Raw genomic sequence first — 17,836 nt, 5'->3', positions numbered from 1 at the left:
CCGAGCGGGCGAAGAACGTCACATTCGGCCCGCACACCCGGCCTGTTCTGCCCGCTCGACGACGAACCCGCGGCGAGTCGTGCCCGCTCGGCGAACCCACGAACCCGCGAAGCCGCGCCCGCGCCGCGCGCCGCCGCGCCCTACGCGCTCCGGCGCACCACGAGCTCGGGCACGAGCAGCGTCTCGTCCCGCGGCTCCCCCTCGACGAGGGCCCGCACCGTGTCGAGCACCCGCTCCCCCATCGCCCGGAAGTCCTGCCGCACGGTGGTGAGCGGCGGCGTGAAGTGCGCCGCCTCGGGCACGTCGTCGAAGCCCACCACGGCGATGTCGTCCGGCACCCGCAGTCCCTCGTCCGCGAAGGCGTGCAGGACCCCGAGCGCCATCTGGTCGTTCCCGGCGAAGACCGCGTCGACGGTGTGCACGTCGATGGTCCGGGCAGCCGCGAACCCGCTCGCCGGGGTCCAGTCGCCGTCGAGCACCACGGGCTCGAGCCCCGCGTCGCGCATGATCCGCTCGTAGGTCACCCGGCGGACCTCGGACTCCTGCGAGACCGCGGGGCCGGCGATGTGCACGATCCGGCGGTGCCCGCGGGCGAACAGGTGCTCCATCACGAGCGAGGTCCCCGCCGCCTGGTCGATCGCGACCGCCGCGACGCTCGGCGCCACCGGGGCCCTGGCCGCGTCCCGCTGCACGGCGTTCGCGACGACGACGGGCACCGAGACCGGGACGGTCAGCGAGGCGAGGGCGTCGAGCACCCGGTTGTCGGCGGCGACGAGCACGATGGCGGCGACGTCCTGGGCGAGCAGCGTCACGAGGGCGTTCGACAGGTCGACGGGGCGCGGGTCGTCGGGCAGCGTCGAGAGCAGGACGTGGTAGCCGGCGGACCGGGCTGCCCGCTCGAACCCGATGGCGGTGCTCGACGGTCCGTACAGCGCGTCCCCGGCCGTGATGATGCCGAGCGCCCGACTGCGCCCCCCGGCGAGCGCCCGGGCCGCGGCACGGGGCCGGTACCCGAGCTCGGTGACCGCGTCGGACACCTGGGCGCGGAACTGCTCGCGGACCGTCGGGTCGCCGTTGATCACCCGCGAGACGGTCTGGTGGGAGACGCCCGCGCGCTCGGCGACGTCGAAGATCGTGGGTGCCTTGCGACGTTTGCCGCCGGCGTCCCCGAGCGCGGTCGTGGTCGTCACGTCGCCAACCGTACCGCGCAGTCCGGCCGACGCGACAAGATCGCGAAACGGTCACGGTGAGTTGACACCCCGTCACGGAACCCCCAGTATGTGAGCGCTCACACGAGCAAATCCCTCGGGGCACAGCAGCCCCGGCACCGAGCGCGTCGAGGTGGACGCGCAGGAACAGAGGTACTTCGATGATGAAGCGCAAGATCGTCGCTGGCGTCGCCGCCCTCGGCATCGCCATCGCACTCGCCGGCTGCTCCGCCGGCGGACGCGCGTCCACCGACGGTGGGAGCGGCAGCGGGGACAACAAGGGCGCCCTGGTGGGCGTCGCGATGCCGACCAAGGTCTCGGAACGCTGGATCAAGGACGGCAACGCCGTCAAGAGCGACCTCGAGAAGGCCGGCTACAAGGTCGACCTCGAGTACGGCGACAACAAGGTCCAGCAGCAGGCGCAGCAGGTCAGCAACATGATCACGAAGGGCGCGAAGGTCCTCATCATCGCGTCGATCGACGGCGGCGCGCTCTCCGACCAGCTCGACGCCGCCGCCAAGGCCGGCATCAAGGTGATCTCCTACGACCGCCTGCTCACGGGCAACAAGAACGTCGACTACTACGTGTCGTTCGACAACGAGAAGGTCGGCGTCGACCAGGCGACGAGCCTGCTCACCGGCCTCGGCGTGCTCGACGCGGACGGCAAGAAGACCGGCGAGAAGGGCCCCTTCAACATCGAGGTCTTCGCCGGCTCGCTCGACGACAACAACGCGGGCTTCTTCTTCGACGGTGCGATGAAGACCCTCAAGCCGTACCTCGAGGACGGCACCCTGAAGATCCAGTCCGGCCAGGACCAGCTCTCGCAGGCCGCGACGCAGCAGTGGGACCCGGCGACCGCCAAGGCCCGCATGCAGAACCTCATCGCGAAGTCCTACTCCGGCGGCACCACGCTGAACGGCGTGCTCTCGCCCTACGACGGCATGTCGATCGGCATCATCTCGGCGCTGCAGGGCGCCGGGTACGGCTCGAGCGACCGCCCGCTCCCGACCATCACGGGACAGGACGCCGAGCAGGCCAGCGTGAAGTCGATCATCGCCGGTCAGCAGTACTCCACCATCTACAAGGACACGCGCAAGCTCGCCAAGCAGTCGGTCACCATGGCCGAGGACCTGCTCACCGGCAAGAAGCCCGAGGTCAACGACACGAAGAGCTACGACAACAAGGTCAAGGTCGTCCCGACCTACCTGTTCCAGCCGACCGTCGTGACGAAGGACAACTACAAGGAAGTCCTCGTCGACTCGGGCTACTACACCGAGGCCGACCTCAAGTAGGACGCAACCCATCTGTCGGACTGGAGGCGCAGGTCGAGCCCGCCCCGCGCCTCCAGTCCGTCACCACCCGCGCGCCCACGCGCGGACGACGAAAAGGCGGTCCCACATGGCGGACACCATCCTCGAGATGCGTGACATCACCAAGACGTTCCCCGGGGTCAAGGCGCTGCAGGGGGTCTCGATCGAGGTCGAGCGCGGCCAGGTCCACGCGATCTGCGGCGAGAACGGCGCCGGCAAGTCCACCCTGATGAAGGTGCTGTCCGGGGTCTACCCGCACGGCTCCTTCGACGGCGAGATCCTCATCGACGGATCCCCCGTCGAGTTCGGCGACATCAACGGCTCGGAAGCGGCCGGGGTCGTGATCATCCACCAGGAGCTCGCGCTCAGCCCGTTCCTGTCGATCGCCGAGAACATCTTCCTCGGCAACGAACAGTCGAAGGCCGGGTTCATCGACTGGAACAAGACGAACCTCGCGGCCGCCGAGCTCCTGCAGCGCGTCGGCCTCAAGGACAACCCGGTCACGAAGATCGTCGACATCGGTGTCGGCAAGCAGCAGCTCGTCGAGATCGCGAAGGCCCTGTCGAAGCGGGTGAAGCTCCTCATCCTCGACGAGCCGACGGCGGCGCTGAACGACGACGACTCGGCGCACCTGCTCGACCTCATCCGGTCGCTGCAGGCCGAGGGGATGACGGCGATCATCATCAGCCACAAGCTCAACGAGATCAAGGCGATCGCGGACAAGGTCACGATCATCCGCGACGGCAAGACCATCGAGACGCTCGACATGCACGCCGACGACGTCTCCGAGGACCGGATCATCCGCGGCATGGTCGGTCGCGACCTGTCGAACCGGTACCCCGAGCGCGAGGACCCGCAGATCGGCGAGGAACTCCTCCGCATCGAGGACTGGACCGTCCACCACCAGCTCGACGCCTCGCGCGAGATCATCCACCAGGCGAACCTCTCCGTCCGCGCGGGCGAGGTCGTCGGCATCGCCGGGCTCATGGGTGCCGGACGGACCGAGCTCGCGATGAGCGTGTTCGGCCAGTCCTACGGCACCGGGATCAGCGGCACCGTGTACAAGCGCGGCGTCCCGATCAAGACCCACACGGTGTCGCAGGCGATCGACAACGGCATCGCCTACGTGACCGAGGACCGGAAGCGCTACGGGCTCAACCTCATCGACGACATCAAGCGGAACATCTCCGGGTCGGCGCTCGGGAAGCTCGCGAACTGGGGCTTCGTCAACGCGTCCGAGGAGACCACCGTCGCCGGGCAGTTCCTCCGCAGCCTCAACATCAAGGCACCGAACGTCGACGTCGTCACCGGGAAGCTCTCCGGCGGCAACCAGCAGAAGGTCGTCCTGTCGAAGTGGATGTACGCCGACCCCGACGTGCTCATCCTCGACGAGCCCACGCGCGGCATCGACGTCGGCGCGAAGTACGAGATCTACACGATCATCAACCAGCTCGCAGACCAGGGGAAGGGGATCATCGTGATCTCCTCCGAGCTCCCCGAGCTCCTCGGCATCTGCGACCGCATCTACACGCTCTCCGAGGGCACGATCACCGCCGACGTGCCCCGGTCCGAGGCCACGCCCGAGGCCCTCATGCAGTACATGACCCAGGAACGGGAGACCCCTGTCAATGAACGCGCTTAAGTCCGCCGCCGGCTACCTCACCGGGCAGCTCCGACAGATCGGCCTGTTCATCGCGCTGATCGTCATCGTCATCTTCTTCCAGGTGACGACGAACGGCATCACCCTCGCCCCGATCAACGTCTCGAACCTGATCGTCCAGAACAGCTACATCCTCATCCTCGCCATCGGCATGGTGATGGTCATCATCGCCGGGCACATCGACCTCTCGGTCGGCTCGGTCGTGGCCTTCACCGGTGCCATGGCCGGTGTCATGATCACGCAGTGGGGCCTGCCCTGGCCGATCGCGGTCGTGCTCTGCCTGGTGGTCGGCGCCCTCGTCGGCGCCTGGCAGGGGTTCTGGATCGCCTACTTCGGGATCCCCGCGTTCATCGTCACGCTCGCGGGCATGCTCGCGTTCCGGGGCGCCGCGCAGATCGTCCTGCACAACCAGCAGATCTCGCCGTTCCCGGAGGGCTTCCGCTCCCTCGGCTCCGGCTTCCTGCCGTCGTTCGGCACCACCGGGTACGAGCCGCTCACGATGATCCTCGGCTTCGCGGCCGCGATCGTCCTCGTGGTCACGGCCTTCCGCGGCCGTGCCACGCGCCGCAAGTACCAGCTCGAGAGCGAACCGTTCGCCTGGTTCATCACGAAGCTCGCCTTCACGGTCGCGCTCGTCATCTACGTGGCGCTCCTGCTCGCCAGCTACAACGGCACCCCGATCGTGCTGGTCGTGCTCGGCGCCCTCGTGGTGATCTACTCGGTCGTCATGCGGAGCGCGGTGTTCGGCCGCCACATCTACGCGATCGGCGGGAACGCCCTCGCCGCCCAGCTGTCCGGTGTGAAGACGAAGCGGGTCACGTTCCTGCTCTTCGTCAACATGGGCGTCATCTCGGCGCTGGCCGGCGTGGTCTTCACCGGGCAGCTCAACCTCGCGGCTCCGGGTGCCGGCAACGGCTTCGAGCTCGACGCCATCGCCGCGGTGTTCATCGGCGGCGCGGCCGTCACCGGTGGCATCGGGACCGTGCCGGGAGCGATCGTCGGTGGTCTCATCATCGGCATCCTGAACAACGGCATGTCGATCCTCGGCATCGGGACCGAGTACCAGTCGCTCATCAAGGGCCTGGTGCTGCTCGCCGCCGTCGCGTTCGACGTGTTCAACAAGCGCCGGGCGGCGTCCGCGCGCAAGTAGCGCGGGCGCGCGCGTCGCCCCCGAGACTCGGCCTGGCGGTCGCGTTCGCGGCATCCGTGCCGCGGAACTGTCCGCCGGGCCGAGTCTCGGTTCAGTGGGCCGTCAGGACGGCCCATGCGGCGGCCTGGAGGCGCAGGGTCCCGTCCCCGACGTCGGCTCCGCCCGCCTCGACGCGCGTCGCACCCGCCGTGGGCAGGTCGACGGGATCGGGCGACAGGTTCAGGGCGGTCACCACCGCCCGCTCCGCGGTCGCGGTCCGCAGCACGATCGCGGTGTTCGTCAGGTGGACGACGTCGGTGTGGGCGCGGTGCAGCCAGGGCTCGCGGCGACGGAGGGCGATGAGCGCCTCGTACGCGTGCGTGAGCGCCACGGACTCGGGCGGAGCGGCCGGGAACTCCGGGCGGACGGCATCGTCCCCGCCGACGCGCTCCTCCTTCACCCCGGTCCAGCCGTACTCGTCACCGGCCCAGACGCTCGGGGTCCCGGCGACGGTGAAGAGGACGGCGGCGGCGTGCCCGGCGAACCGCTCCCCCACCGCACTCGCGATGCGCGTCACGTCGTGGTTGCCGACGAACGTGCTCGGTGCCTGTGCGGCCAGCAGTTCGTCGTGCCGTTCGACGGCGTGGGCGAGCTCGAAGCAGTTCCGGTCGGCGATGCCGTGCCAGATGCCCTGCCAGAGCTCGTACTGCGTGGTGGAGTCGACCGTCGAGGCGCGGACGAACGCAGCCGTGTCGCCGTGGATGACCTCGCCCGTGAACCAGGCGTCCGGGAAGCGCTCCCGGACGCGCGGCAGCACCCGTGCCCAGAACGCCGTCGGTACCGCGTAGGCCGCGTCGAGTCGCCAGCCGTCGACGCCCCGTGCGAGCCAGCGCGTCATCACCTCGACGACGAGGTCCTCGGTGGCCCGGCTGCCGTGGTCGAGCGCGACCAGGATGTCGTGCCCCTCGAAGAGTCCGACCGGCACGTCGTCGCCGGGCGACCAGCCTGCCCAGTCGATCGCGAACAGATCCGCCGCCGGCGCGTCCGGGCCCTGCTCCTCGACGGCGCGGAAGGCCGGGTGCTCCCGTCCGACGTGGTTGAACACCCCGTCGAGCAGGACCCGGATCCCCCGGTCGTGCGCGGCCGTGACGAGCCGGTCGAAGTCGTCGTCGTCACCGAGCCGCGGGTCGATCCGGAAGTGGTCGACCGTGTCGTAGCCGTGCGTCGAGCTCGTGAAGACGGGGCCCAGCAGCAGCCCGTTCAGCCCGAGGTCCACGACGTGGTCGAGCCAGGGCTCGATGCGGCCGAGCCGGTGGTGGACGGGGCGTTCGTCCACGGGGGTGTCCGGCCGGACGTCGGCACCGACGAACCCGAGTGGGTAGACGTGCCACCACATGACGTGCTCGACCCAGGCGGGCTCGGCGGGACGCTCGGGTGCGGTGTCGGTGTTCACCGACCCGATCGTGCCAGCGCCGGCTGGGTCACGCGTGCCGGTGCTGAGGACGGACAGGGCGCCGAGGACCATGATGGAGGAATGGGACGGGCGATCAGGACGGCAGCGGATGCATCGGCATCCGAGGCAGCGCACGCCGAGCGCACCTGCGCCTCGTGCGGCCGCCGGATGCCCGGTTCCGCCGCCCCGGATGCGAAGTACTGCTCGGCCGCGTGCCGGAAGCACGGCGTGGACGCGACGGACCGAGCACTCGAGCAACGGATCGACGAATTGCTCGCGGCACGCGCTCGAAGGTCGAGCATCTGCCCGTCGGACGCCGCCCGGGCCCTCGACCCCGACGGCTGGCGTGACCTGATGGAACCCGCCCGGCGTGCGGCGCGGCGGATGATGTCCAGAGGCGAGGTCGAGATCACCCAGCACGGCAGCGTCGTCGACCCGTCCACCGCCAAGGGCCCGATCCGTATCCGCCGACCGCGCTGAGGGAACACCTGTCGCGCAGCTGCGTTGCACGGAGGTGATGACCTCGATCGACACCGCCGCACAGTCCCCCGACCGTCCCCGAGCCCTCGTGGTGGGTGCCAGCGGCATCACCGGATCGGCGCTCGTCGCGCACCTGCTCGACCTCGGGTGGGAGGTCACCGCCCTCTCCCGCCGGCCCCTCGCCCGCGACGGTGTCCGCACCGTGGCCGCGGACCTGCGCGACCCGGAGTCGCTGGGCACCGCCCTCGCCGACGAGCGCCCGTCCCACGCCTTCTTCACCGCGTGGCAGCGGCAGGACACCGAGGCCGAGAACATCCGCGTGAACGGCGGCATGGTGCGCGACCTGCTCGCAGCCCTCGCCCACGCGCCGCTCGAGCACGTCGCCCTCGTCACGGGGCTGAAGCACTACCTCGGCCCGTTCGAGGCGTACGCCGCCGGCGAGATGCCCGACACCCCGTTCCACGAGGAGGAACCGCGCCTCGACACCCCGAACTTCTACTACGCCCAGGAGGACGAGCTCTTCGCCGCCGCCGACCGCCAGGGCTTCACCTGGTCGGTGCACCGCTCGCACACGGTGATCGGCCACGCGGTCGGCAACGCGATGAACATGGGGCTGACCATCGCGGTGCAGGCGACCCTGGCGAAGGAGCTCGGTCTGGACTTCGTGTTCCCGGGCAGCGAGGCGCAGTGGAACGGCCTCACCGACATGACGGACGCCGGCATCCTGGCCGAGCACATGGTCTGGGCGTCGACCACGCCCGAGGGTGCCGACGAGGCGTTCAACATCGTGAACGGCGACGTGTTCCGCTGGCGCTGGATGTGGCCCCGGCTCGCCGCCCACCTCGGTGTCGACCCGGCGCGGGTCGTGGGGTACGAGGATGCGCCGCGTCCGCTCGAGGAGCAGATGGCGCCGCACGAGGCTGCGTGGGCCGACATCGCGGAGCGCCACGGCCTCGTCGAACCCGACATCGCCCGGCTCGCCTCGTGGTGGCACACCGACGCCGACCTCGGTCGCGCGATGGAGGTCGTCACCGACATGGGCAAGAGCCGCGACGCCGGTTTCACCGCCTTCCGTCGCACCGAACGCGCCTTCGCCGAGCTGTTCGACCGCTACCGCGCCGACCGACTGATCCCCTGATCCGTACCCCGGTGGAAGTAATCGGGGGACACGAACCTGCGGCCCGGCCGCGAGCCGCGCTGCTGCCCCTGGTTGTGTTCGTGGCACAGGCCCCGAGGACCCTCGGCGGTCCCCGGAGGAAGGAAGACACCATGTCGCTCGGAGACAAGGCGAAGGACGTCACCCAGAAGGTCGTCGGCAAGGTCGAGGAAGCGGTCGGCAAGCACACCGACGACGACGAGCTCAAGCACCAGGGCCAGAAGGACCAGGTCATGGGCGAGGGCCGTCTCGAGACCGAGAAGGCGAAGGACAACCTCGACGGTCACTGAGCCCGTCGCACCACGCAACGCCCGCGCCCGACGGCGCGGGCGTTCGTCGTCTCAGAAGGCGTAGCGGATGCGGCAGCTCGGCAGGTGCTCCGCGACGAGTTCCCGGAACCGCTCGACCAGCTGCCCCTTCATCCCGGAGCGGTAGCGGACGTTGACCGCACCGTTCTGCGACACCTTCTGCTCCTGCAGGTCCGGGCGCCACAGCAGGTCCTCGGCCTTCGGGTGCCAGCCGAGGTTGACCTCGTGCAGGGGCTCGTTGTGGGTGAGGAAGATGACCTCGGCCGCGAGCTGCGCCTTCGCCGCCGGGGACAGGACGTCGTCCACCTGACGCAAGAGGTCGGCCCAATCGGACTCCCACGTCGGGGTCAGGATGACGGGCGAGAAGTTGAGGTGGACTTCGTACCCGGCGTCGACGAAGTCGTTCACCGCGGCGATCCGCTCGGCGATCGGGCTGGTGCGGATGTCGGTGACCTTCGCGGTCTCGTGCGGCATGAGCGAGAACCGGATGCGCGTGCGCCCCATCGGGTCCCAGTCGAGCAGGTCGCGGTTGACGTACTTCGTCGCGAAGGAGGCCTTGGCCGTCGGTGACATCCGGAACAGGTCGCAGAGGTCCCGCACGTTGTCGCTGAGCATCGCGTCCACCGAGCAGTCGCTGTTCTCGCCGATGTCGTAGACCCACGCGTCCGGGTCGCACTGGTTCGGTTCGGTCTTCGGCCCCTGCTTCGCGATGTTGCGGGCGACGTGCTTCGTGATCTGGTCGATGTTCGCGAAGACCGTCACGGGGTTGCTGTAGCCCTTGCGCCGCGGGACGTAGCAGTAGGCGCACGCCATGGCACAGCCGTTCGCCGTCGACGGGGCGATGAAGTCCGCCGAGCGCCCGTTCGGCCGGGTCACGAGCGACTTCTTCACGCCGAGGACGAGCGCCTCGGTCTTGATGCGCACCCACCGCTGGACGTTCCGTTCGTCGCCGTGCACCTCGGGGATGTTCCAGTGCGACTCGACGGGGACGATCTCGGCGTCGGGCCACTGCCCGACGACTTCCTGCCCGCGCTGGAGCCCGAGGGCTGCCGGCTCGGCGTAGATCCGGCGGACGTCGAGCAGGGCGCGGGTGCGGGGTTCGGGCATCACCGCCGTTCTACCGCCCACCCCTGACAGACTGGCGGCATGACCGCGACACCCGACGACCACTTCTTCGTGGTCGACGGTCGGCGGTGGCGACGGACCGACCCGGCGCTCCCCGAGGACGTCGCCGCAGCACTCCGGTCGCACCTCGGTCGGGGCCGCAACGCCGTCAAGCAGGCCAAGCACTCCGGCGACTCGGACGCCCTCGCCGCAGCACGGCACCGCAACGGCCTGGCGAAGCACGGGCTCGGCGAACGCGGACCCGAGTGGTGGACCCGCCCCGAGGCCGACCGGATCGCCGACGCCCGGCGAGCGCTCCACGACCTCGACGCCGTCGACACCGATTCGCCCGACGCCTCGAGCCGGCCGCTGCCGTGAAGACCATCCGGCCGCCGCGACTCGACCGCGTGCTCAACATGATCGTCTTCGGTCCCGTCGGCATCGGGACGGGTGCCGCGGTTGCTTCGGTCGCCTTCTCACGGGGCGCGTCAGCCCGGGTCTTCGTCTTCGTCCTGGGTGTCGTGTTCGCTGCGATCGCTACCTGGGTGTTGGTCCGGCTCCCGCGGCTCGGCGTCCAACTGTGCGGAGACACGCTGCGGTACCACGGCTTCCTCGTCAGCTGGTCGGCGCCGCGCGACGGCATCACCACGGTGCTCGACGACGCGTTCGTCGAGTGGCGCGATGACGGCGGCACGGAACACCGGCGGCAGATCTGGATGCTCACGCAGGCGTGGGAGGACGACGGCACGAAGTTCGCGCCGCTGTGGCGCTGGCGTCGTCCGGCCCTGCTCGAGGTGCGGGCGTGGGCCGAGGCTCGAGCACTCTGACTCCCGGAACGGTCAGGGCCGGTAGTCGTCGGGCTTGTTCGGGGTCGGACTCGGCGGCGCTCCCGCACCGACGATCCCGCCGGAACCGAACGAGGTGAGCACCCCCGCCAGGACGTGGAGCACGGAGACGACCACGCGCCCCACCCACTGCAACACCCGCACCATCGCATCCCCCTCGGCTGCTCGGACTCCAGCGAATCCTAACCCGGTCAGCCCTCCGTGTGCCCGAGGTCCGGCTCGACCCGCAGGCACACCGACCGGGACGCCGCGGCGTGCAGTTCGAGGACGACGACGTCGTTCCTCCCGGCGCGGAGCACCGGTCCGGGGACGGCCAGGGTGCGCTGCGGTCCGCGGGACCAGTACCGGCCGAGGCAGAACCCGTTCACCCAGGCGACACCCTTCCGGAACCCGTCGAGGGCGAGGTAGCGGTCCCCTGCCTCGGCGAGGTCGAACGACCCCGTGGCGAACACCGGTCCCGCCAGCACGTCGCCGTCGGTCGGCAGGGCGTCGGCGAGGATCGTCAGCGCGGCCTCGGGCAACGGGTCGAGGGCCAGGGGCGACGCCGTCCACCGGGCGAGCGGGACCCCGTCGAGGGCGATCCCGCCGATCAGGCCCTTCGGCTCGCCGATGCGTGGGCCGTAGTCGACGCGGCCCTGGTCCTCGACGAGGAGCTCGAGCGTCCCGGTGACCGGGGGCAGGGCGATGGCGCGGTCGTGGTACTCCCGTTCGAGGACCCCGACGACGATCCCGTCCACGGAGACGACGGCGCGGTCACGCACCTCCTCGCCGACGGTGAGCACGCCGCCGGACGGCAGGTCCACCTCGGTCCGGTACAGCACGAACCCGCTCGCAGCACCGAGGGCGTCGAACGTCGGCGGGGTGTCGTGCGCGGACCACGACGCGAGGGACGGCAGCAGGGCGCGCAGGGGTGTGACGCGGTCGAGGCGGACGGCGACGTCCGAGGCGGGGGCGAGCCGCGCCTCCTGGCCCGGAGCCGACCCGACGGGACCGACGGGACCGACGGGACCGACGGACCCGAGCCGACCCGACCCACCGGGCTGCATCGCAGCGGGCAGCGGCGGCACCGGCGCGTAGCGCTCGATGACCGAGCGGAACGCGTGGAACTTCTCCGTCGGACGCCCGGCCTCGTCGAGCGGTGCGTCGTAGTCGTACGACGTCGCGATCGCGCGGTACACACCCTTGTCGTTCGCGCCGTTCGTGAAGCCGAAGTTCGTGCCCCCGTGGAACATGTAGATGTTCACGGAGCCACCGGCGGCGAGCAGGTCGTCGAGGTCCGACGCCGAAGCGGCGGCCGGCGTGGTGTGGTGGTGCTCGCCCCAGCTGTCGAACCAGCCGTCCCAGAACTCGGAACACATCAGGGGGCCGGTCGGCTGGGCCTGTCGGAGCCGTGCGAGCCGTTCGACGGAACGCGAGCCGAACGACCCGGTCTTGTGCAGCGAGGGCAGCGAACCGTCCTCGAGCATCGTGCCCATCGGCTGGTCGACGCTCGTGAACGGCACGGTGAGGCCGATCGCCCGGTGCATCTGCTCGAGCTTCGACAGGTAGACGGGGTCGGAGCCGTAGGCGCCGTACTCGTTCTCGACCTGCACGAGGACGATCGGGCCGCCGTTGTCGATCTGCCGCGGGACCAGCACCGGCGCGAGATGCTCCAAGTACCCCTGCACGGCGGTGAGGAACCCCGGCTCGTCGCGGCGGACCCCGACGGTGCCGTCGGCGAAGAGCCAGTACGGCAGGCCGCCGTTCGTCCACTCGGCACAGATGTAGGGGCCGGGACGGACGATGGCGTGCATGCCCTCGGCGGCGACGAGGTCCAGGAAGCGGCCGAGGTCGAGACCGTCCTCGAAACTGAACGAAGCAGGCGACGGCGCGTGCGCGTTCCAGGCGACGTACGTCTCGATGGTGTTGAGCCCCATCAGCTTCGCCTTGCGGATCCGGTCCGCCCACAGGTCGGGGTGGACACGGAAGTAGTGGATCGCGCCGGACAGGATCCGGTGCGGCTCGCCGTCGAGCAGGAAGTCGGTGTCGCCGATGGCGAAGCGCATGGGGGAACTCTTTCAGGAGACGGGGCCGTGCGGAAGGTTCCGCACGGCCCCGGGTCGAACTGGTGTGGTGACTACTTGGACGAGACCGTGAAGCCCTGGTCCTTGCCGTACTTCGCGAGGGCCTTCTGCCAGGCGGCGAGACCGCTCTCGAGCGAGGTGCCGTTCTCGTACGACTGGCCGACGGTGTCCGCGTACACGCTGTTCGCGTACACCTGGTAGGGCAGGTAGGTGAAGTCGTTGTCAGACGACTTCGACGCGTCGACGAGCACCTTGTTGATCTGCTGGCCGCCGAAGTACTCCGGCTTCTCGTCGAGGAACGCCGAGGACTCGAGGTCGGCGGTGGTCGACGGGAACCCACCGGACTTCATGAAGATCCCGGTCGACTCCTTCGAGGAGTTCAGCCACTTGAGGAAGCCCGCCGCGAGCGCCGGGTTCTTCGACTGCTTCATGACCGCCTCGGCGCTGCCGCCGTTGTTCGCGGTCTGCGCGGTGCCGCCGTCGTAGGTCGGCATCGGCGCGACGCGCCAGTCACCGCTGGCGTCGGCGACGCTCGCCTCGAGGTTGCCGGGCATCCACGCACCGGTGATGAGCGTGGCGATCTGACCGTTGCCGAGCTGCTTGTACCAGTCGTCGCTCCAGCCGACGGTCTTCGACAGCAGACCCTGCTCGACGAGCTGGTCCCAGGTCTTGGTCCACTTCTTCGTGCCGGCGTCCTCGAGGTTGATCGTGACCTTGTCGCCCGTCGTGGTGAAGGGCGTGCCGCCGGCCTGGGCGATCATGCTCGTGGTGAAGCCCGCGTCGCCGGAGTCGGCCGCGATGTACGCGTCCGGGTCGGCCTCGTGCAGCTTCTTGGCCGCGGCGACGTACTCGTCCCACGTCTTCGGCACGGCGATGTCGTGCTCGTCGAAGACCTTCTTGTTGTAGAACAGCGCCATGGGGCCGGAGTCCTGGGGCAGACCGTAGATCTTGCCGTCCATGTCGACCGAGTTCCACGTGCTCGTCGCGAACTTGTCCTTCAGGTCGCCGAACCCGTACGAGGACAGGTCGAGCAGCGAGTCGGAGAGCGCGAACTGCGGGAGCGCGTAGTACTCGACCTGGGCGACGTCGGGGGCGCCCGAGCCGGCCTTGATCGTGTTCTGGAGCTTCGTGTACTGGTCGGCGCCGGTGCCGGCGTTGACGAGCTTGACCTTCACCTTGGGGTAGGCCTTCTCGAACGCGGCGACCTGGTCCTTCGCGGACGGGGTCCACGACCAGTAGGTCAGCGTGCCGCCGTCCTTGAGGGCCTTCGAGATGTCGTCGGACGACCCGCCGGACGAGGAGCCGCCGGAGGCGCAGGCGGCGAGGGCGACGGCTGCGGTGACGCCGATGGCGACGGCGCTGAGGCCGCGCCGGAGACGCTTGTTCATGGAGGTGCCTTTCACTTCTTCGTGGAGAGGGGGTGGAGCTGCTGTGTGTCGGGCCGGAGGCGCGTGGCGGGGCCGCTGCGTGCCTCCGGTCCGACGGATCAGGCCTTGACGGAACCGGCCGCGAGGCCGGACTGCCAGAAGCGCTGGAGGAAGAGGAACGCGACCACGATCGGGATGATCGTGAGGAGCGATCCCGTGACGACGAGGTTGTAGATCGGCTCGGCACCGGACCCGGTGGCCTGCGCGTTCCACTGGTTGAGGCCGACCGTCAGCGGGTACCACTTCGGGTCGCTCAGCATGATGAGCGGCAGGAAGTAGTTGTTCCAGGTGGCCACGACCGCGAAGAGCAGGACCGTGACGACACCGGGTGCGAGCAGGCGGAGCGCGATCGTGAAGAAGATCCGGAACTCGCCGGCGCCGTCCATGCGGGCGGCCTCGAGGAGCTCGGCGGGGATCGCGTCCACCGCGTAGGTCCAGATCAGGTACATGCCGAAGGGGCTGATGAGCGACGGCAGGATGATCGCCCACGGGGTGTTCGTCAGGCCGAACTGCGAGAAGAGCAGGAAGGTCGGGACGGCGAGGGCGGTGCCGGGGACGGCGATCGCTCCGAGGACGACGGCGAAGACCGCGCGACGGCCGGGGAACTGGAACTTCGCCATGCCGTAGCCGGCGATCGTGGCGAGGAGGGTCGCGCCACCGGCGCCGACGACCACGTAGAGCAGCGTGTTGCCGAGCCACTGCACGAAGATGCCGTCGTTGTACGTCAGCGTGTCGACGATGTTCTGCCAGAGGTTGAACTTCCCGCCGAACCACAGGCCGAAGGTCGACAGGAGCGAGGCCTGCGTCTTCGTGCTGTTCACGAGCAGGTAGAACAGCGGCGCGAACGAGTAGACGACGAAGACGATCATCACGGCCGTGAGGAGGCCGGAACGCTTCGGCTTGCGTCCGTCGACGTGCTGCTCGGCCTTCCGCTCGGCACGCCTGGAGGCGCGGGTCGACCGGGCCTGCGGGTCGCGCAGCGTCGTGGTCGCCTCGGTGACGGTGGCCGGGCCGGACGCGCCGGTCGCCGGGTGCTGCAGGGTGCTCATCGGTTCTCCTCGCGGGTGCCGCGGACCTGGACGACGTAGGCGATCACCGCGGTGATCACGCCCATGACGATCGCGACGGTGGCGGAGTAGTTGAACTGCTGGCCGCTGAAGGACAGCGAGTAGGCGTACATGTTCGGCGTGAAGGCACTGCCGATGACGTTCGGGGCGAGCGTCTTGAGCAGGTTCGGCTCGTTGAAGAGCTGGAAGCTGCCGATGATCGAGAAGATCGTGGCGATCACCATCGGGCCGCGCAGGGCCGGGAGCTTGATCGAGAAGACCGTGCGCATCGGGCCGGCGCCGTCGAGCTCGGCCGCCTCGTACAGCTCGCCGGGCACGGTGCGGAGCGCGGCGTAGAAGATCAGCATGTTGTAGCCGAGGAACTCCCACGTGACCACGTTGCCGATCGACGTGAGGACCCAGTCCGGGCTGAACGGCTGCAGCAGGTCGATCCCGAGCGCGTGGTTCGCGGTACCGGTGAGGCCGAACTGGTTGCCGTAGATGAAGCCCCAGATCAGCGCGGCGACGACACCGGGGACCGCGTAGGGCAGGAACACCGCGATGCGGAAGAAGCTCGTTCCCCAGAGCCGCGCGCTGTCGAGCGCGAGGGCGGCGACGAGCGCGAGGCCGAGCATGATCGGGACCTGCACGACGAGGAACACCGCGACCCGGCCGAGGCCCGACCAGAACTTGGCGTCCTGGAAGAGCTGCACGTAGTTGGCGAACCAGACGAACTGGTTGCCGCCGATGAGCTGGTCGCGGAAGAGGCTGAGCCAGAGCGCGTAGCCGATCGGGACGATGAGCATCGCGACGAGGACGACGACGAACGGGCCGACGAAGAGCCATCCCGTGTACCGGCCGCGCGGTCTGGCGCGGCGCCGCGGTGGCACGGCCGGGGCGGTGGCTCCGGCTGCGCGCGCTTCCAGCGTGCTCATGTGACTCCCTTGTCGTGCTGTGTTCGGGTCCGTCGATGTTGACGTCAACATCGAACGGCGCGACGATAGCATGGCAACGTCAACATGCGCTAGCGTCCGGTGCAGGCCGTCGCGCTCGACGTCCACCTCGCACCGATGGGAGACCCCGTGACGACCGACCTGTCCGCCACGCGCCGGTCCCCTTCGATGGCCGCCGTGGCCGAGGCCGCCGGGGTCTCGATGCAGACCGTGTCCCGCGTCGCCCGCGGCTTCGACAACGTCTCGCCGGACACCCGCGACCGGGTCCAGCGCGTCATGGACGACCTCGGCTACCGCCCGAACCGCGCTGCACGGGCCCTCCGCTCCGGGCGCTTCCGGACGATCGGCGTGATCATGTTCACCCTCGCGTCGTACGGCAACATGCGCACGCTCGAGGCGATCGCCGACGCGGCTGGTGTCGCCGACTTCACGATCACGTTGCTGCCGATGGCCTCGCGCACCGAGGAAGGCGTCCGCTCGGCCTTCTCCCGCCTGCACGAACAGGCCGTCGACGGTGTCGTCATCATCATCGAGTCGCACATCATCGACACGGCCGAGGTCGTGCTGCCCGACGGCGTCCCGATGGTCGTCGTCGACTCGACCGGCACCACGCAGCACCCGGCGATCGACACCGACCAGGCCGACGGCGCCCGCCGGGCCACGCAGCACCTGCTCGACCTCGGGCACGAGACCGTCTGGCACGTCGCCGGCCCCGAGTCGTCGTACTCGGCCGCCCGGCGTCTCGCCGCCTGGCAGGCCACGCTCGAGGCCGCGGGGCGCACCGTCCCGCCGGTGTTCCGCGGCGGCTGGGGCGCCGAGTCCGGGTACCGCGCCGGGCAGGAGATCGCTCGACGCCCCGAGATCACCGCCGTGTTCGCCGCGAACGACCAGACGGCCCTCGGGGTGCTCCGCGCCGCCCACGAGCTCGGGCGGCCCGTGCCGGAGACCCTCAGCGTGGTGGGCTTCGACGACTCCCCCGAGTCCGACTCGTTCTGGCCGCCGCTGACCACCGTGCACCAGTCCTTCGACGAGGTCGGGCGCCGGGCGGTCCGGAACCTCCTCGCCCAGATCGACGGGCAGCCGGTCCGCGCCGAGGCCGACCTCGTGCCGGTCCGCCTGGTGGTCCGGGCGAGCACGGCGCCGCCGCCGGCCTGACCGACCCCGCGGCCACGGCGTCCGTCACACGGTCAGCGCGCGGGGCGTACCGTGCACACGGAGCCGGTCTGCTGTCCCGGCCCCGGGTGTGCGCCACTTCCGTGTGTCCGGAGGACGAGCCACCGCTGCGGTCCTCATCTCCCCACCTCGGCGCGTTCGGATCATGAAGAACATCGTGTACGGCCTGACCGCCGTCCTGACCTCGGACGAGGCCGCGGACGCCGTGCTGGACTACGCCGCAGCCCTCGCGCACGCCGGACTCGCGGACACCGTCGCCGTCCCCACCGTCGATGCGTTCGGGAGCACCACGACGACCTCGTTCCTGCTCGCCCCGGCGCTCGGGCTCCTCATCGAGGACGCCGCCGACGATCCGCTCGGCCCCGACACGGCCGCCTTCGTCGAGGAGATCTCGTGGCGGGCGCGCGCCGTGCGCTGCACTCCGCCGCACGCCTGACGCGCTCACGACCGCCGGACGGGAGGCGCGGCGCCAGCCCGCACCGCGCCTCCCGTCCGCCGTCGCGAAAGCGACACGGCACAGC

Annotated in this window: 18 protein-coding genes; 10 read left to right on the top strand and 8 right to left on the bottom strand. The window is 70.0% G+C overall.

Annotated elements, in window-relative coordinates; all coding sequences use genetic code 11:
• Positions 1 to 140: 140 nt before the first annotated feature.
• Positions 141 to 1,190, bottom strand: coding sequence for a substrate-binding domain-containing protein (locus J2X60_RS01130; RefSeq protein ID WP_070418196.1), 1,050 nt, complete (start codon positions 1,188 to 1,190; stop codon positions 141 to 143).
• Positions 1,191 to 1,369: 179 nt separating this feature from the next.
• Here J2X60_RS01130 and chvE point away from each other — a divergent pair, with 179 nt between their 5' ends.
• The 3 genes from chvE to mmsB all read left to right on the top strand — a co-directional run bounded on the left by chvE (position 1,370) and on the right by mmsB (position 5,328).
• A complete protein-coding gene (gene chvE / locus J2X60_RS01125) occupies positions 1,370 to 2,500 on the top strand; it encodes a multiple monosaccharide ABC transporter substrate-binding protein (RefSeq protein ID WP_261646494.1) in 1,131 nt (376 codons plus the stop codon).
• A 106-nt stretch (positions 2,501 to 2,606) separates the two neighbouring features.
• Positions 2,607 to 4,160: a multiple monosaccharide ABC transporter ATP-binding protein gene (mmsA, locus tag J2X60_RS01120; protein ID WP_070418195.1), complete on the top strand. Its 1,554-nt coding sequence runs from the start codon at positions 2,607 to 2,609 to the stop codon at positions 4,158 to 4,160.
• On the top strand, positions 4,147 to 5,328 hold the full coding sequence (gene mmsB, locus J2X60_RS01115; protein ID WP_071295576.1) for a multiple monosaccharide ABC transporter permease: 1,182 nt from the start codon (positions 4,147 to 4,149) through the stop codon (positions 5,326 to 5,328). The genes mmsA and mmsB overlap by 14 nt, the downstream gene beginning before the upstream one ends.
• Positions 5,329 to 5,419: 91 nt before the next feature.
• Here the strand turns inward: mmsB and J2X60_RS01110 are convergent, their stop codons facing one another.
• Positions 5,420 to 6,760, bottom strand: a complete 1,341-nt coding sequence (locus J2X60_RS01110; RefSeq protein ID WP_309886249.1) for an alpha-amylase family glycosyl hydrolase — start codon at positions 6,758 to 6,760, stop codon at positions 5,420 to 5,422.
• An 81-nt stretch (positions 6,761 to 6,841) separates the two neighbouring features.
• Here J2X60_RS01110 and J2X60_RS01105 point away from each other — a divergent pair, with 81 nt between their 5' ends.
• From J2X60_RS01105 to J2X60_RS01095, 3 genes are all read left to right on the top strand, one after another.
• Positions 6,842 to 7,240, top strand: a complete 399-nt coding sequence (locus J2X60_RS01105) for a DUF3253 domain-containing protein (RefSeq protein WP_309886248.1) — start codon at positions 6,842 to 6,844, stop codon at positions 7,238 to 7,240.
• A gap of 37 nt (positions 7,241 to 7,277) precedes the next feature.
• The gene (locus J2X60_RS01100; RefSeq protein ID WP_309886247.1) at positions 7,278 to 8,378 is read left to right on the top strand and encodes an SDR family oxidoreductase; all 1,101 of its coding nucleotides are present in this window, start codon (positions 7,278 to 7,280) and stop codon (positions 8,376 to 8,378) included.
• Positions 8,379 to 8,509: 131 nt separating this feature from the next.
• Entirely contained in the window at positions 8,510 to 8,686 is a 177-nt protein-coding gene (locus J2X60_RS01095) for a CsbD family protein (RefSeq protein ID WP_229086017.1), read from the top strand.
• 51 nt (positions 8,687 to 8,737) lie between these two features.
• Here the strand turns inward: J2X60_RS01095 and J2X60_RS01090 are convergent, their stop codons facing one another.
• Positions 8,738 to 9,811: a spore photoproduct lyase family protein gene (locus tag J2X60_RS01090; RefSeq protein WP_309886246.1), complete on the bottom strand. Its 1,074-nt coding sequence runs from the start codon at positions 9,809 to 9,811 to the stop codon at positions 8,738 to 8,740.
• A gap of 39 nt (positions 9,812 to 9,850) precedes the next feature.
• Between J2X60_RS01090 and J2X60_RS01085 the strand changes: the two genes are divergently transcribed.
• Both J2X60_RS01085 and J2X60_RS01080 read left to right on the top strand, forming a co-directional pair.
• Positions 9,851 to 10,186 (top strand): biopolymer transporter Tol, encoded by a 336-nt coding sequence (locus tag J2X60_RS01085; RefSeq protein ID WP_309886245.1) that lies wholly within the window; start codon positions 9,851 to 9,853, stop codon positions 10,184 to 10,186.
• Positions 10,183 to 10,635 carry a hypothetical protein gene (locus J2X60_RS01080; protein WP_309886244.1) on the top strand — a complete coding sequence of 151 codons (453 nt, stop codon included), beginning with the start codon at positions 10,183 to 10,185 and terminating at the stop codon, positions 10,633 to 10,635. Before J2X60_RS01085 ends, J2X60_RS01080 begins: the two co-directional genes overlap by 4 nt.
• Positions 10,636 to 10,647: 12 nt before the next feature.
• Here J2X60_RS01080 and J2X60_RS01075 read toward each other — a convergent pair whose 3' ends face one another.
• From J2X60_RS01075 to J2X60_RS01055, 5 genes are all read right to left on the bottom strand, one after another.
• Positions 10,648 to 10,800, bottom strand: coding sequence for a hypothetical protein (locus tag J2X60_RS01075; protein ID WP_309886243.1), 153 nt, complete (start codon positions 10,798 to 10,800; stop codon positions 10,648 to 10,650).
• 44 nt (positions 10,801 to 10,844) lie between these two features.
• Positions 10,845 to 12,698 (bottom strand): beta-galactosidase, encoded by a 1,854-nt coding sequence (locus tag J2X60_RS01070; RefSeq protein WP_309886242.1) that lies wholly within the window; start codon positions 12,696 to 12,698, stop codon positions 10,845 to 10,847.
• A gap of 71 nt (positions 12,699 to 12,769) precedes the next feature.
• Entirely contained in the window at positions 12,770 to 14,104 is a 1,335-nt protein-coding gene (locus J2X60_RS01065) for a sugar ABC transporter substrate-binding protein (protein WP_309886241.1), read from the bottom strand.
• A 98-nt stretch (positions 14,105 to 14,202) separates the two neighbouring features.
• The gene (locus tag J2X60_RS01060) at positions 14,203 to 15,192 is read right to left on the bottom strand and encodes a carbohydrate ABC transporter permease (protein ID WP_261646502.1); all 990 of its coding nucleotides are present in this window, start codon (positions 15,190 to 15,192) and stop codon (positions 14,203 to 14,205) included.
• Complete coding sequence (locus J2X60_RS01055; protein ID WP_070418185.1) at positions 15,189 to 16,124, bottom strand: carbohydrate ABC transporter permease; 936 nt, start codon at positions 16,122 to 16,124, stop codon at positions 15,189 to 15,191. Before J2X60_RS01055 ends, J2X60_RS01060 begins: the two co-directional genes overlap by 4 nt.
• 135 nt (positions 16,125 to 16,259) lie before the next feature.
• Between J2X60_RS01055 and J2X60_RS01050 the strand changes: the two genes are divergently transcribed.
• Together J2X60_RS01050 and J2X60_RS01045 are read left to right on the top strand one after the other, a co-directional pair.
• A complete protein-coding gene (locus tag J2X60_RS01050; protein WP_071295569.1) occupies positions 16,260 to 17,297 on the top strand; it encodes a LacI family DNA-binding transcriptional regulator in 1,038 nt (345 codons plus the stop codon).
• A gap of 163 nt (positions 17,298 to 17,460) precedes the next feature.
• Positions 17,461 to 17,751, top strand: a complete 291-nt coding sequence (locus tag J2X60_RS01045) for a hypothetical protein (protein ID WP_309780217.1) — start codon at positions 17,461 to 17,463, stop codon at positions 17,749 to 17,751.
• Positions 17,752 to 17,836: the final 85 nt, after the last annotated feature.

Source organism: Curtobacterium sp. 320 (assembly GCF_031455235.1).
Lineage (GTDB): Bacteria > Actinomycetota > Actinomycetes > Actinomycetales > Microbacteriaceae > Curtobacterium.
Note: the sequence above shows the minus strand (reverse complement) of the source record. Positions and strands in the feature narration are given on the sequence as shown.